Source organism: Spiroplasma floricola 23-6 (assembly GCF_002813555.1).
Taxonomy (GTDB): Bacteria; Bacillota_I; Bacilli_A; order Mycoplasmatales; family Mycoplasmataceae; genus Spiroplasma_A; species Spiroplasma_A floricola.
This window is the reverse complement of record NZ_CP025057.1, coordinates 962,357-977,500: the sequence shown is the minus strand read 5'-3', so window position 1 is coordinate 977,500 and position 15,144 is coordinate 962,357. Positions and strand designations below refer to the sequence as shown.

Sequence of the window (15,144 nt, the reverse complement as noted above, 5' to 3'; positions counted from 1 at the left end):
AGTTACAAAGTTAGTGTATAGCAGAAGCTGTTGGGAAGCAGCGCCGCAGAGGGTGATAGCCCCGTATGCGAAATGCACTAACCTCGAGTGAGTATCCTGAGTACGGCGGGGCACGAGAAACCCTGTCGGAATCTACCCAGACCACTGGGTAAGCCTAAATACTACCATTTTACCGATAGTGAACCAGTACCGTGAGGGAAAGGTGAAAAGTACCCCGTGAGGGGAGTGAAATAGTACCTGAAACCATACGCTTACAAGAAGTCAGAGCCCGTTAATGGGTGATGGCGTGCTTTTTGTAGAAAGAGCCGGCGAGTTACGATATCGTGCAAGGTTAAGTGGAATCCACGGAGCCGTAGTGAAAGCGAGCCTTAATAGGGCGTTTAGTACGATGTCGTAGACACGAAACCGGGTGATCTAGCCATGAGCAGGTTGAAGTTAGGGTAAAACCTAATGGAGGACCGAACCAACGTTCGTTGAAAAGACCGTGGATGACTTGTGGCTAGGGGTGAAATTCCAATCGAACCCGGAGATAGCTAGTTCTCCCCGATATAGCTTTAAGGCTAGCGTCGAGGTAAAGGATTATGGAGGTAGAGCTCTGAATGTGTGATGGCCCCACCTAGGGGTACTGATCACAATTAAACTACGAATGCCATAATTTCATACTCGGCAGTCAGAACATGGGTGATAAGGTCCATGCTCGTGAGGGAAACAGCCCAGATCAACAACTAAGGTCCCTAAATTTACGCTAAGTGTGTAAGGATGTGGAAGTGCACAGACAGCTAGGATGTTGGCTTAGAAGCAGCCATCATTTAAAGAGTGCGTAACAGCTCACTAGTCGAGTGCTTCTGCGCCGAAAATGTACCGGGGCTTAAGCGTAGTACCGAAGTTTTGGATTTGCAGCAATGCAAGTGGTAGGGGAGCGTTCTAATTGCGATGAAGTTCGACCGTGAGGACGTGTGGAGCGATTAGAAGTGATTATGCCGGCATGAGTAACGTTTGGGAGTGAGAATCTCCCATGCCGTTTGACCAAGGTTTCCTGGGCAAGGTTCGTCCACCCAGGGTTAGTCAGGACCTAAGGCGAGGCCGAAAGGCGTAGTCGATGGACAACAGGTTGATATTCCTGTACCACCTAGTAAAGTGATGGAGTGACGGAGAAGGATAGTGGATGCCGGCTGTTGGTTATGCCGGTCTAAGCACAAAGAGGTGTACGTTGGCAAATCCGCGTACTGTAACCTTGAAGTGTTATGGGGAGTGAACGCTTCGGCTAGTAGCGAAGTCCATGACTCCACGCTTCCAAGAAAAGCTTCTAGCGTTAATTTACTAGGTGCCTGTACCTAGAACGAACACACGTGGTCAAGGAGAGAATCCTAAGGCAAGCGAGATAACTATAGCTAAGGAACTCTGCAAAATCACCCCGTAAGTTAGCGAGAAGGGGTGCTCACTTTACGTGAGCCGCAGTGAAGAGGAAGGGGCAACTGTTTAGCAAAAACACAGCTCTCTGCAAAGTCGTAAGACGAAGTATAGGGGGTGACGCCTGCCCAGTGCCGGAAGGTTAAGAGGAGATGTTAGCTTTGGTGAAGCATTGAATTGAAGCCCCGGTGAACGGCGGCCGTAACTATAACGGTCCTAAGGTAGCGAAATTCCTTGTCAGGTAAGTTCTGACCCGCACGAAAGGCGTAATGATCCCTTCGCTGTCTCGGCTATAGACTCGGTGAAATTTTAGTACCAGTGAAGATGCTGGTTACCCGCAACTAGACGGAAAGACCCCGTGGAGCTTTACTATAACTTAATATTGAATCTTGGTGTAACATGTAGAGGATAGGTGGGAGACTTTGAAGCGGTCACGCTAGTGGCCGTGGAGTCATCCTTGGAATACCACCCTTGTTACATTGAGGTTCTAACCTAGACCCGTTATCCGGGCCAGGGACAGTGTTTGGTGGGTAGTTTGACTGGGGCGGTCGCCTCCTAAAATGTAACGGAGGCGCTCAAAGGTACCCTCAGTACGGTTGGAAATCGTACGAAGAGCGCAAAGGTATAAGGGTGCTTAACTGCGAGACTTACAAGTCGAACAGATGCGAAAGCAGGACTTAGTGATCCGGCGGTCCCGTGTGGAAGGGCCGTCGCTCAACGGATAAAAGTTACCCCGGGGATAACAGGCTGATCTCCCCCAAGAGTTCACATCGACGGGGAGGTTTGGCACCTCGATGTCGGCTCATCGCATCCTGGAGCTGTAGTCGGTTCCAAGGGTTGGGCTGTTCGCCCATTAAAGCGGTACGCGAGCTGGGTTCAGAACGTCGTGAGACAGTTTGGTCCCTATCTGTTGTGGGCGTAGGAAAATTGAGAAGAGCTGTTCCTAGTACGAGAGGACCGGAATGGACGCACCCCTGGTGCTCCTGTTGTCACGCCAGTGGCACAGCAGGGTAGCTATGTGCGGAAAGGATAATCGCTGAAGGCATCTAAGCGAGAAGCCTCCTTCAAGATGAGTTTTCCCATTCTTCGGAAGTAAGATCCCATGTAGACCACATGGTTGATAGGTTGGGTGTGTACGCACGGTGACGTGTTTAGCTAACCAATACTAATAGATCGAGGTCTTTCAAAGAAAAACCAAAACAAATTGCTTGTATAGATATATAAAATCATCTAGTATTCAGTTTTGAGAGTACGATTTAGTTTTCAAAAGAAAACTTAGTCTCTCAGACAAAAAAACTTAAGATCTGGTGGTCATAGCGCTGAGGTCACACCTGTTCCCATGCCGAACACAGAAGTTAAGATCAGCTACGCCGACGATAGTATAATGCAAAAATAGGGCGCTGCCAGTTTAAAAGTTTTAAAACCTACTCTTAAGAGTAGGTTTTTTTATAAAATATTATAGATAAGAGGAAATTTTATGTTAATAGAACAAATTACAAAAAGATTTAAAAAGAAATTTATAGAGACGAAAATTGAAGATATTAAATTTAAATGAGAGTTTGAAGATTTTTTTAATGTTTTAAATATAAATAATTTCTTTACTATGATGCAAAAACAATTGAAAGTTGAATATAATTTTAATCAAGAAAAAGATATAAGAGAAAAAGTGGAAAATATCAGAAATTTACTTTTAACAATATTTGATCAAGCAAAAGAAATAAACATTAATCTTTCTGATTTAAATAAATTAGATAATTTAATTCATATGACATATATGGAAGTTAAAGAAATTATTAATAATGGTTTGATTGTTTACTTATTTTATGAAAAAATACACTGTTCAATAGAATATAAAAACAATTACTATGATACTGATCAATATTTTTTACTTAAAATTTCAAATTTTGAAAAGAAATTAAATACTCATTTAAACACTTTTCTAAAATTTTTTTAAGAAACTAAAAAGTTATTATTCTTTATTTTTAACCCTTTATTCATTGTTATAAAATATTAATTTTTGTAAAATATTTTAGAAAAGATGAATAATTATGGAAATAAAAGAATTATATAAGAAATTGAACTTATTGAATATTAGTTTAAAACAAAAATCTCAAAAGAGAAAACTAAATAAGAAGGAATTTTATAGTATATATAATTATGATGATAAAAATTATTGAAGTCAATTTTTATTTACATGAGTTGAACCTCTATTGAATTCTACAGAGATGCTATTTATTTAAAAATTTCAAGGGAGAAAAAAATGATAAATAAAAAAATGAATATGGATATAATACCTGTAAAAAACTTTAAATTAAAAAGAGAAAAAGATTTTTTCGTTGAGTTTTTCTCTTTTTAATTTTTTCAAACTTTTTCTCTTTTATACTAATGTTATTATTTATTTTTTTAAAATATGATTTTAATTTTGCATATATAATAGGTCTAATTTCATTTTTTTCAACTTTATTTTTTTCCTTTTATTTTATTAAAAAAATAGAAAGAAATTTTAAAAATAGAAGATATAAAAATAACTATAAGATTTTAAAGTCTTTTGATTGAAGAGAATTTTATGTAAACAACTCAATAGAAGCAATAAAAATTCTTAAAGTAGATCTTAATACTTTTTATATACCTATAACAAGCTTTAATAAACAAAAAGATCCAAAATTTGATGATGTCCAATTTGGTGTTGAAAATTTAATGGAGAATTTCAAAATTATAAATAAATTTAAAATAAACAACTCTATAAAATTTAAATTTAAAAATCAGATAATTCAAATAAGCTATCACGAATTATTTTTAGATGAAAATACAAATAAGATTTATTGCAAAATAGAAGTAGATTTTTTTGACATAAATATTGATCAAATTAACTTTAATAATTTCTATGAATTTTATGCAAAAAAGGGTACTTATAGAATGGAAACTGATGAAAATGTAATTAAATTTACACTTTATAAAGTTATTGATAGATATAATGATTTAGAAGACTTTAATTATACTGAAAATAGTAAATTTGAATTAATCGATACAGTTTCAATTATACCTGGACTTTTTGCCATGAGAAAAATGTTAAATGAAAGAGTAAATTCAAAGATGGGAAATATTGTAAAAAAAGATTGTTTTAATTTGATAAATTTCTCTTTTTAGAGAAAATTAGAAATATTTTACAAACTCCAAAAACTTATTATGTACATTTGTAATAAAATAAGTTTAAATTAAAAGGATAAAGAGGCTGAGAAAAAAAGTCAATAAAAAAATTCTATTTGGTGTCTTTGGATCATTATTAATTGCAGTTTCAAGTATAGTAACTCCTATAATGGTTATCTAATATACTTAAAAAGTGAAGAATTCAAAGAGATAAGTAATTTAGAGTTTCATTACAAAAATTATAAAATAGACTTTTTAATAAAAGCTAACAAAAAATTTCTTTTAAAAAATATATCTGGTAATAGAGAAAATAATAGTAAATTAGATAATGAAGAGATTAATTTTTTGTCATTTACTTTTAAAGGAAGGAATGCAAAATATTTAATAAAAAATCCAATATATACTACAAATGACTATTCTGAAAGAAGAAATTATGACCAAACAGAAAATTCCTCAGAAGTATTAATTTCAAGAGATAAGTTAATTATAAAAGATGAATATTTAAAAAATAATTCTAATGGAATTCCTATTTTTAATAGAAAAAGAACTTTATTAAATGGGGATTATAAATCTGAATCAATAGAATTAAATAATAAATATAAAACAAATGCAAATTCTCTTGATATTAGAATGAATAAGTTTTTAACCCCAAATGCATTAGATAATTTATCAAAAATAGAGAATAAAAATTTCTATAAAATGGGTGTAAAAGATGATCTTTTTGTAAAAAAAGAAATGGTTCTAAAAGCAATTTATCCTATTGGAGTATTTAATTTTTTTAAATTATATAGTAGTAAAAAAATAGTAGAAATTATTTATAAAAAAATTGAGTTGGAAGCTGAATTGTTTTTGCAATCTTTGGAATATGTCTCTTTTTTAAAATAAAAAATAAATATATTGACTTTATAAAAGAATTCAAAGGTATATTAAAAGGTTTTTATCAATTTAAAAATAATTTTAAAAATATTTTTGTAAAAAAAAAACTTATTATATGAAATTCGTAATAAAATAATTTTAGAATTCCAAGTTTTAAAAAGGAGATAAATTATGAGTAACAACCAAACTTTACAAAAGGAAAATATAAATAAACTAGCAGGAACTAAAGTAAAAAGAAATGGATTTGGAGCCTTCATTTGATATATAAGTTTTATTTTAATAATACCTTTATTTGTTCATATAGCAAATATTAATAAATTAAAAAGATATGATATTAAGGTTTCAGAAGCACAATCTGGAATTGATATACAACTTAAAAAAAGAAGAGATATTTTATTAAAACTTATTAATGCTGTAAAAGATGGAATTAAATTTGAAAAGGAAATGCTATTAAGTTTAACCCAAATGAGAACTGGAGTTAATCCTAACGAACTAAATGAAAACATGAAACTTTTAGATAAAGTTTCAAAAGATGTAACTATGAGATTAGAAAATTATCCTCAATTACAATCAACTAAATTAGTTCAAGAATTAATGAGTGCTGTTTCTGAAGTTGAAAATGATATTTCAGCTTCTAGAAGAATTTATAATTCTAATGTAAGTATTTTTAATCAAACAATTTCAGTTTATCCTTTAAACTCAGCTGCAAGACAATTAAATTTTGTTTACAAATATTTACTAGAATTTAGTAGTGAAGAATTAGAAGATGTTGAAATCAAATTTTAATTAATAGAAGTTATAAAAGTGAAGTAATTCTTAAACGTTATTTCACTTTTTTTCTAAGTACTTATCAATAAAATATATTTTTGCAATTAGTGTATAGCATTGAACATGATATGGGAATGAAAATATGAAAAATAAAATGAAAATAAAAGTAGATACTAACTTATATAGTAAAGTAAGAGAATCAGTAAAATCTGATAACGATTTAAAAAAGAAGATAAAAAAACTAACAAGAAATAAAAAATTAATAATTATGTATGAGTTTATTTTAATTTCTTTAACAGTTTTTTGAACTTGGGCGTTTATTACAATGCTTATTAAAAAAAGTATTTTTGGAGGAATAATAGATTATATAATCCTTTCTTTAGTTATTATAAATATTCCACTTATTTTTTTAATTAAATTAACTAGTCGATCAAGTTATAAAGAGTGTAGTAGTATAAATAAAGTAATTTATAATGCAAATATTTTAAAAGATATTTACAACTATTATTATTCTACAAATGATAAATTTAAAGAGTTAAAAAACGTTTCACTTGTTTATTTAAATTCAAATTTAACTTTAGTTGAAAAAAATGGAAATATAATGGAGTATTTACAAACTAAAAATGATAATGAAATCTATTATAAAGATATAAATTTTTTAAAATTTGAATATAAGAATAAGGAATCATTTTTTTATATTGATAATCCTCTAACTTTTAACTTTACTGATAATGAAGAACTCTTTTTTATAGATTTTTATGAAATATTTTTTATTATAGTTATTATATGAGCATTAAAACCAATTCTAAAAAGAACACTTTTCAAATTATCTTTAGACAGACTTGTAATTAAAGATGAAGAATTTAGTGAAAAATATAGAGGAGTTAAAGTATCTAAAAAAGGAAATTTGAAGGGTAAATATAAAAATGAATCAATTGAATTTAATGAAAAATATACTACAAATGCTAATACATTGGACCTAAAAATGGCTAAATTTTTAGATGTTAAAAGAGTTGATGCATTAAGTAAACTTAATAATAAAAATTTTTATAAAATGTGAGTTCAAAATGATTTGTCTGTAGAAAAAATTTTTCAAAGACAAGAAATTCATCCAATAGGTTTATTTAATTTTTCAAATATAACAAGTAAAAAGAAATTTGCAAAGCTAATTTGTTTAAAAATTCAACTTGAATCTGAATTACTTCTTAATTCATTAGAGTATACTGCTCTTTAGTAGTTTAAAAATCTATAAAGTATTAAAAATATCAGCTTTTAGCTGATATTTTTAATACTAATTAAGCTAAAGAATTTAAAATTAATTTTTATTTTATTAAAAATAACTAAAATAGTGTTAGAAATCTACCATTTTAAGTAAATTCTATAAATTATCAAGTATAATTAAATTGCTTAAATTTTTATATGAAAGGTGTACTTATGTTACAAAAAATAAATAAAATTTTAGAGGGTTTTAATAAAAAAATAATAACCATCAAAACAAAAGAAGAATTAGAAATATTGAAAAAGGAATTTGTAGGAAAAGATTCTCCTTTAAATGATATTCTTAAAAACTTAAAATCTGCAACTCCAGAAGAGAGAAAAGAAGCAGGACAAAAAGCAAATGAAATTAAAGAAATTATTTCTGAAAAATTAAATGATTTAAGTGATAAATTTGAAAATGAAGAATTAAAAAAAGTTTTAGAAAAGGAAAAAATTGATTTAACATTATCTGGAATCAATTTAAAAATGGGAGCAAAACATCCATTAAACTTAGTTATTGATGAAATATCTTCAATTTTTACTGAGTTAGGCTATGAAATGGTTGATGGAACAGAGTTTGAAACAGATGAATATTGTTTCCAAAAACTAAATATGCCAATAGGACATCCTGCAAGAGATATGCAAGATACTTTTTACATTGACAATCATACAGTTTTAAGAACTCATGCAACTAACATGACAGCTAGAATGTTAACACAAGCTGCGAAAACAGGAAATATTAATATGGCTGCTGTAAGTTATGGTAACGTTTATAGACGTGATGATGATGACGCAACTCATTCACATCAGTTTATGCAAATGGATTTATTTGCTATTGGGGAAAAAATTAGTTTTGCTAATTTAAAATGAGTTTTAGAATATATGTGTAAACGTTTATTTGGCGAAGATGCAGTTATTAGAATGAGACCTAGTTTCTTTCCATTTACTGAACCTTCAGCAGAAGTGGATGTAAGATGTATAAATTGTAGTGGAAAGGGATGTTCAATTTGTAAATACACAGGATTTATTGAAATTTTAGGATCAGGAATGTTAGCTCCAGAAGTAATGGAAGCAAACGGATTAGATCCTGAAAAAGTTACAGGTCTAGCATTTGGTGTTGGTATTGAAAGATTGGCAATGTTAAAATATGGTTTAAAAAATATTAGAGATTTATATGAAAATGACATTAGATTTTTAGACCAATTTAAATTTTTTGGAGATTAGAAAGTGAGATTTATATGTATTTAACAAGAAAATGATTAGAAAAGTTAATAGACTTGAATGGTGTTAAAAATGAACAAATTACTGTTGCATTAAACTCACTTGGATTTGAAGTTGATTCATTTAAAGATTATTCATCATTAAATGATAAATTAAAAATTGCTCATGTAGGAAATGTTACACCAATAGAAGGAACACATTTAAACTTTTGTTTTGTAGACAAAGGTGATGATTTAGTTTCTCCAATTGTTTGTGGTGCAAGTAACGTAAAAGAAGGTCAATATGTTATTTTAGCAGAGGCAGGTAAAAAAATAGCAAATGGCTTAAAGCTAGAAAATAGAGAAATTAAAGGTAAAATGTCTGAAGGAATGATTTGTGCTCTAACAGAAATTGGATTAAATGAAAAGGCTCTTTCAGAAGAAGAAAAAGACTGAATTTATCCTATTGTTACAAAAGAAGATACTTATACATTAATAGGAAATGATACAGCATTAGAAGAAATTGGTTTTTTAGACGCTGTTTGAGAAGTGGATCTAACTCTTAATAGAAGTGATGCTTTGGGAGCATTGCAATTAGCAAAAGAATTAGCTAACTATTTTGATAAAGATTTAAATGACTTTACAAAAAATTATACTTTTAAAGAAAACTCTTTAAATTCACCTGTATCAATAAAAATTGATAAAGAAGTTGAAAAAGTTGTTAGAAGTGTAGCTATGCAAGTTATTAGTGTAAAAGATGTTTTAACTATTGGAGAAAAAGAACATAAAATTTATTCAAATCAAGATATTTGATTAAAATTTAATGATTGTAAAACTACTCATAATTTCTGAATGGATTTAGCAAATGCTATAGCAATTGAAACTGGTCAACCAATATTATTCTTAGATCCAAGTAAATTAAAATCACAATTGGAAATTAAAAATAATAAAAATGCTGATCACAGTGTGAATTTACAATTATTAAGTGACAAAGAAGTTATTTCAACACTTGGTATTGAAATAAATCAAAAATACTTACCAACAGTTGATTCAAAAGAAATATTGGTAGTCTACTTATCACTAGATCCAATTTTTATGAGAAAACAACAAAAAGAATTTAATACATCAACAATTGATCTACAAAGATATATGAAACCTGTAAGTTCTAAATTATACAAAATTGCTCAAGATAGAGTTATATATTGATTAGATCAATACAATATTTATCAATCAAATAGTAAATTAGAAGTTATGAAAGAATCAAATGAAAAACAAGTAGAAGTTAGTGTTAAATTAGAATATATTCATAAATTAATGGGTATTAATTTAACTGGAAAAGAAATTAAAAGCTTGTTTAAAACATTAGATTTTGAAATCACAGATAATGGAGATGAACTATTATTTAAAGTTGATGAGTTTAGAACTGATATTTTTCATAGTGCCAATATTGTTGAAGAAATAACTAGAATTTATGGTTATGATAATGTTCAATCAACTCCACCAAAAATTCTTTCAGACAATAAAACAAAAAAACTGGATTTACGTTTACAAAAACAAAGCGAAAACTATTTATTAGGTCTAGGATTTACAAATATTAAAACTTATTCACTTTTATCAAGTGACACAGTACAAAGATGAAATTTATTTGATATTAAAAATCCAATAAATTTAATGAGTCCATTAAGTAAATTAAGAGAAACTTTCAGATTAAGTTTATCTAGATCAATTATAGAAACAGCTTCATTTAATTACTCAAAAGGTAATAAAAATGTTAAATTATATGAATTTGCAGATATTTACAATATGGATGATTTAAGACAAAGACATTTAGCTATATTAATATCTGGAGATGTTATAAATCAAAAGAGCTATGATCTCTCAATAAAATCAAGTTATGCTTACTTAAAAGGTATTTGTGACTCAATTTTACAAACAACTTACAATCTTAATTTAAATGAAGTTGAATTTGAGTTAAATGAAAAAGCACCAAATGATATTCATCCTTTTATTAATGCAAAAATTACTTCAAAAGGTAAAACTTTAGGATTTATTTATAAATTAAATCCAAGATTTGAACAATCACAAAAATTAGACTCTACATTTGTTTTAGAATTAAATATAACTGAACTTCAAGAAATTAAGAACTCAGTTATTAGAGCTCAAGAAGTATCAAAATTCCAAAAAACAACAAGAGATGTATCATTTATTCTTAACTTAAAAGATAAATACTCAGAAATTATTAAAACTATTATAAATAAAGTTAATCATTTAACTAAAGTTGAATTAATTGATATTTATCAAGATGAGAAGTTAAGAAATTCAAACTCAAAATCAGTGTCTGTATCATTTGAATTTAACAGTATTGAAAAACAATTAACTGATCAAGAAGTTCAAAAGGAATTAGATAAAGTATTAAGTAATTTATCAAAACTAAAAATAGAGGTAAGATAATGCTTAAAAAAGAAATTGAACTGAAAAAAGTTATTAATTTAGATAAAGAACTTGAAATAAGTTCAAGTTTGAATATAAACCATGATTTGATTAAATCAATTGATAAAGTCCATATTAAAGGTACTTTAAGTTATCAAGATTTAATGAAATCTCTTATTGTAAATGCTAAAATAACTGCATCAATTTCTGCAATTGATGCACGTGATGGCAAGGTTATACAATTATTAGATCAAAACTATGATTGACAAGAAGAATATTATTTTGAAAATGTAAATGATGATCAACACAATATTTTATTAGGCGATAAATTTAACATTTTGGACTATGCAATTGAACAAATTGTTTTAAATATCCCTATGAATTTAACTAATAATTATGGTAAAATTTCATTTGTCGGTAAAGATTACATACTTATGTCTGAAGAAGAATACCAACAAGAACAAGAAAATCAAGTAGATTCAAGATGAGAAAAATTAAAGGAATTTAATTTTGAAAAATAAGTAACGGAGGTGTAAACATGGCTGTACCATTTAGAAAGACCAGTAAAGCTGCTAAAAATAAGAGAAGAAGTCACTTGGCTTTAGTTAGCTCAGCAATTATTTCATGTCCAAACTGTGGAAGTATGATTAAACCACACAGAGTTTGTCGTGAATGTGGTTATTATAAAAATAAAGAAGTTAAAAAAGTTGATTAATTAATAAAATAGAGCACTTATAAAGTGCTTTTTTTTGTATCTATTTTAAAAAATATTTAAAATTATTAAAATTTTTCAAAAAAATTGTCGATTAATTCTTTTGGAGGAAAAAATATGACAAATAATATTAAAGATATATCAGAAAGAATCATTCCTTTATCAGCAATAAATTCATTAAATGAGAATGGTTTTAATACTTTTTCTTATGAAATTGATGAAAAAACTTTTTATGAAATAGTACAAAACTCAGATCCTTGATTATCAGTTAGTTTACTTAGAAGTTTTTACTTTTACTATAAGATTTATTTGAATAAATATTTTATAAAACCTTTAATTTTAAGAAAAAGTCCTTCAATGCAAGAAGTACTTGAAAATGAGAGAAAACTAAAAATGAAAATTGATAAAATAATAAATATTTTAGAAAAACAAATAATTCATTAATAAATGCCTATTTTTGGGCATTTTTTAAGTGCTCTGTGGGAGTAAAAAATTCAAAAGTACTTGATTATGAACCAAAGTGGTATATAATTGTAAGTGTGTGGGAGAAAGTGGGTGACTATGTATGTTATTTGGGAAGTTCGAACATAATTTGGATGATAAATCTAGATTAACAATACCTTCAAAATTACGTAATAAGTTGGGCGAACTTGTATATGTAACTAGAAGTATTGATGGAAATTGTTTAGAAATTAGAACACCAGAAAATTTTAAAGAATGATACAGCGAATTAAAGTCACAAAGTGCACTTTCTTCTTCAACACGTACTGTAGTTAGAACAATTTTTTCAAATACCGATGAATTATCAATAGATAATGCAGGAAGAATTAAACTTCCATTAAATTTATTAGAGGAAGTTGGAATTACAAAAACTGTTCAAATCACTGGGGCTGGTGAATGAATAGAAATTTGAGATAAACAAAAGCATCATGATTATGATAAAGATGCTAAAAATCAGCTAGTAGATGCAGCTGAGAAATTGGGCGGAGTAAATTAATGGCACAAGAACATACATCTGTTTTACTTAATGAATCTATAGAATTATTGAATATAAAGAATAACGGAATATATGTTGACTGTACTCTAGGGCGAGCAGGTCATAGTGCTGAGATTTTAAAAAAAATAGATCAAGGACATTTATATGCAATTGATCAAGATGAAGAGGCAATTGCAATAAGTAGAAAAAAACTTGAAATTATATCAAGTAATTTTACTATTTTAGAGGGAAACTTTGCAGATATTAAAGTTTTACTCTCTTTAAAAGGTGTAAAAAAAGTAGATGGTATTTTATATGATTTAGGAGTATCAAGTCCCCAATTTGATAAAGCAGAACGAGGATTTAGTTATCGTTTTGATTCAGAATTAGATATGAGAATGGATCAAAAAAATACTAAAATTACTGCAAAAGATGTAGTTAATAGCTATGATGAAAAACAATTAGCAGAAATTTTTTTTAAATATGGCGATGAAAAATTTTCATGAAATATTGCTAGAAAAATTGTTGAACAAAGACAAATAAAAGAAATTAAAACTACTTTTGAATTGGTAAATATTATAAAAGAATGTCTACCTCAAAAAATTCTTAAACAAAAAAAACACCCTGCAAAGAAAGTTTTTCAAGCTTTAAGAATATATATTAACAATGAACTTGAAGTGTTAAAAAGATCTTTAAGTAATTCATTAGAATTATTAAATCCAGGTGGAGTTATTGCTGTAATAACTTTTCATTCCTTAGAAGAAAAAATTATTAAAGATATTTTTAAGACTAAAACTATATCAAAAGAGGATAAATTTTTAAGTAAACTTCCAGTATTTATGGAGACGAAAAAAGATTTTGAACTAATTATTAAAAGACCAATTTTACCACAAGAAGAGGAATTGGAAAAAAATAGAAGAGCTCATAGTGCAAAACTTTGAGCAATTAGAAAGGTTGGTGAGTAGAATGTATAATGAAACTTATGCAGCAATTGAAATTAGTAAAAAATATATTAAATTTGTTGTAGGTAAATATAAACAACATATTGGATTAAAAATTGTTTTTAAAGAACGAGAAAAAAGCAAAGGTAATTGGCTTACAGAAAATAATGATATAGTTGATACAAATCTTGTTGCTCATAGATTAATAAAAATGATAAACAAATATGAATCAATGTATAAAGAAAAAATTAGAAGAGTTTCTGTTATATATCCTACAGGAACACTTCAAATTAAAGAAGCTTCACCAAGCATTTTCATTGAAACTCCAGATAAAGTAATAAGATCTGAACATATCAGAACTCTTTACAAAAATGCAAAAAAAGTCATTTTTAATGATAATCAAATAGTTACAAATATTAAACCATATGAATTTAGAATAAATAACTCTCATAGTGTTGCAAAACCACCAGTAAATATAAAAGCAAATCTTCTTTCTATGAATGCAAAAGTATATACTGCAGAAAAGCATGTTGTTGATTCATTTGATAGAGTTCTAAAAACTTTAAATATAGAGAAGTTAACTGTAGCAAGTCAATTATATTCTTTGGCAAAGCAATGCAATGATGGGCTAAACTTTAGACACACGTTTGCTCTAATTAATTGAGATTGAGATTGTGTTGATATTGGTTATTTTTCAAGAGAGACTTTAGTAAAAAAAGAAACATTAAGCTTTGGTATTAAACATATTATTGAAAATTTAGCTAATAAAATGGCTGCAAAATTTGATATTTCAAATAAATATATATTTAAACTATTAAATTTTTCTTCAACAACATTAGATAACATAGTTATTTATAGAAAATATATAGCTAGTGAAAAAAGAACATATGAATTGAAAACAATTGATATTAAAAAATTATTATTAGAAGAGCTAAACTCAGTTATTGATAAAGTTGATGTATTAATTGAACGAGAAATGAGCGCTGTTAAAAACTTTAAAGTTTATCATACAGGTAAAATTACTGAAATTGCAGGATTTGAAAAAATCTTATTAAGAAGTAAGCATAAAAATATATCAGAAGCATATTATTCTTTAATAACTGGAGCAAGTGAAATTTGAACAACTGCTCTTTGTGGAATAATAAAACACTCTCGCGCAATAAACAAAAATCAAAAAGAGATTAGAACAAGTACAGAAATTTATCATTTACCATTTATGGATAATCCAAATCAAGTTCAGAATCATCCAAGAATGCAAGGAATGCCTATGCCTCAAAATAGAGCAATGACACAACAAGAATATATGATGCAAAATCAACAAAAAGTCTATCAACAAAATCAACAAATGAACCAACAACTTAATCAACAAATGCTAATTCAGCAAAATTATCAAAACAATGAAAACTTTTAAAAAAATGGTATTATAAA

At 28.0% G+C, this 15,144-nt stretch carries 14 protein-coding genes and 2 rRNA genes (1 of these 16 running past the window's edge); all 16 read left to right on the top strand.

Features of this window, described 5'->3' with window-relative positions:
- Positions 1-2,600 (top strand): 23S ribosomal RNA (locus tag SFLOR_RS04335) (it extends 312 nt beyond the left edge of the window).
- Between the two features lie 113 nt (positions 2,601-2,713).
- Positions 2,714-2,819: ribosomal RNA gene (rrf, locus tag SFLOR_RS04330) — 5S ribosomal RNA — on the top strand.
- Between the two features lie 68 nt (positions 2,820-2,887).
- Positions 2,888-3,364, top strand: coding sequence for a hypothetical protein (locus tag SFLOR_RS04325; protein WP_100916851.1), 477 nt, complete (start codon positions 2,888-2,890; stop codon positions 3,362-3,364).
- 94 nt (positions 3,365-3,458) lie between these two features.
- Positions 3,459-3,650, top strand: coding sequence for a hypothetical protein (locus SFLOR_RS04320; RefSeq protein ID WP_100916850.1), 192 nt, complete (start codon positions 3,459-3,461; stop codon positions 3,648-3,650).
- A 145-nt stretch (positions 3,651-3,795) separates the two neighbouring features.
- Positions 3,796-4,557 (top strand): hypothetical protein, encoded by a 762-nt coding sequence (locus SFLOR_RS04315; protein WP_100916849.1) that lies wholly within the window; start codon positions 3,796-3,798, stop codon positions 4,555-4,557.
- 345 nt (positions 4,558-4,902) lie between these two features.
- Complete coding sequence (locus tag SFLOR_RS04310; RefSeq protein ID WP_100916848.1) at positions 4,903-5,442, top strand: hypothetical protein; 540 nt, start codon at positions 4,903-4,905, stop codon at positions 5,440-5,442.
- A 162-nt stretch (positions 5,443-5,604) separates the two neighbouring features.
- Complete coding sequence (locus tag SFLOR_RS04305) at positions 5,605-6,219, top strand: LemA family protein (RefSeq protein ID WP_100916847.1); 615 nt, start codon at positions 5,605-5,607, stop codon at positions 6,217-6,219.
- 124 nt (positions 6,220-6,343) lie between these two features.
- Entirely contained in the window at positions 6,344-7,435 is a 1,092-nt protein-coding gene (locus SFLOR_RS04300; protein ID WP_100916846.1) for a hypothetical protein, read from the top strand.
- A 200-nt stretch (positions 7,436-7,635) separates the two neighbouring features.
- Positions 7,636-8,682: a phenylalanine--tRNA ligase subunit alpha gene (pheS, locus tag SFLOR_RS04295; protein WP_100916845.1), complete on the top strand. Its 1,047-nt coding sequence runs from the start codon at positions 7,636-7,638 to the stop codon at positions 8,680-8,682.
- A gap of 14 nt (positions 8,683-8,696) precedes the next feature.
- A complete protein-coding gene (gene pheT, locus SFLOR_RS04290) occupies positions 8,697-11,108 on the top strand; it encodes a phenylalanine--tRNA ligase subunit beta (RefSeq protein WP_100916844.1) in 2,412 nt (803 codons plus the stop codon).
- Positions 11,108-11,608, top strand: coding sequence for a YceD family protein (locus SFLOR_RS04285; protein WP_100916843.1), 501 nt, complete (start codon positions 11,108-11,110; stop codon positions 11,606-11,608). The genes pheT and SFLOR_RS04285 overlap by 1 nt, the downstream gene beginning before the upstream one ends.
- Positions 11,609-11,625: 17 nt before the next feature.
- Positions 11,626-11,802 (top strand): 50S ribosomal protein L32, encoded by a 177-nt coding sequence (gene rpmF / locus SFLOR_RS04280; protein WP_020836573.1) that lies wholly within the window; start codon positions 11,626-11,628, stop codon positions 11,800-11,802.
- Positions 11,803-11,916: 114 nt separating this feature from the next.
- Positions 11,917-12,243, top strand: a complete 327-nt coding sequence (locus SFLOR_RS04275) for a hypothetical protein (protein ID WP_100916842.1) — start codon at positions 11,917-11,919, stop codon at positions 12,241-12,243.
- Between the two features lie 121 nt (positions 12,244-12,364).
- Positions 12,365-12,796 (top strand): division/cell wall cluster transcriptional repressor MraZ, encoded by a 432-nt coding sequence (gene mraZ, locus SFLOR_RS04270; RefSeq protein WP_100916841.1) that lies wholly within the window; start codon positions 12,365-12,367, stop codon positions 12,794-12,796.
- The gene (gene rsmH, locus SFLOR_RS04265) at positions 12,796-13,740 is read left to right on the top strand and encodes a 16S rRNA (cytosine(1402)-N(4))-methyltransferase RsmH (protein WP_100916840.1); all 945 of its coding nucleotides are present in this window, start codon (positions 12,796-12,798) and stop codon (positions 13,738-13,740) included. Before mraZ ends, rsmH begins: the two co-directional genes overlap by 1 nt.
- A gap of 1 nt (position 13,741) precedes the next feature.
- Complete coding sequence (locus SFLOR_RS04260) at positions 13,742-15,127, top strand: acetate and sugar kinases/Hsc70/actin family protein (RefSeq protein ID WP_100916839.1); 1,386 nt, start codon at positions 13,742-13,744, stop codon at positions 15,125-15,127.
- Positions 15,128-15,144: the final 17 nt, after the last annotated feature.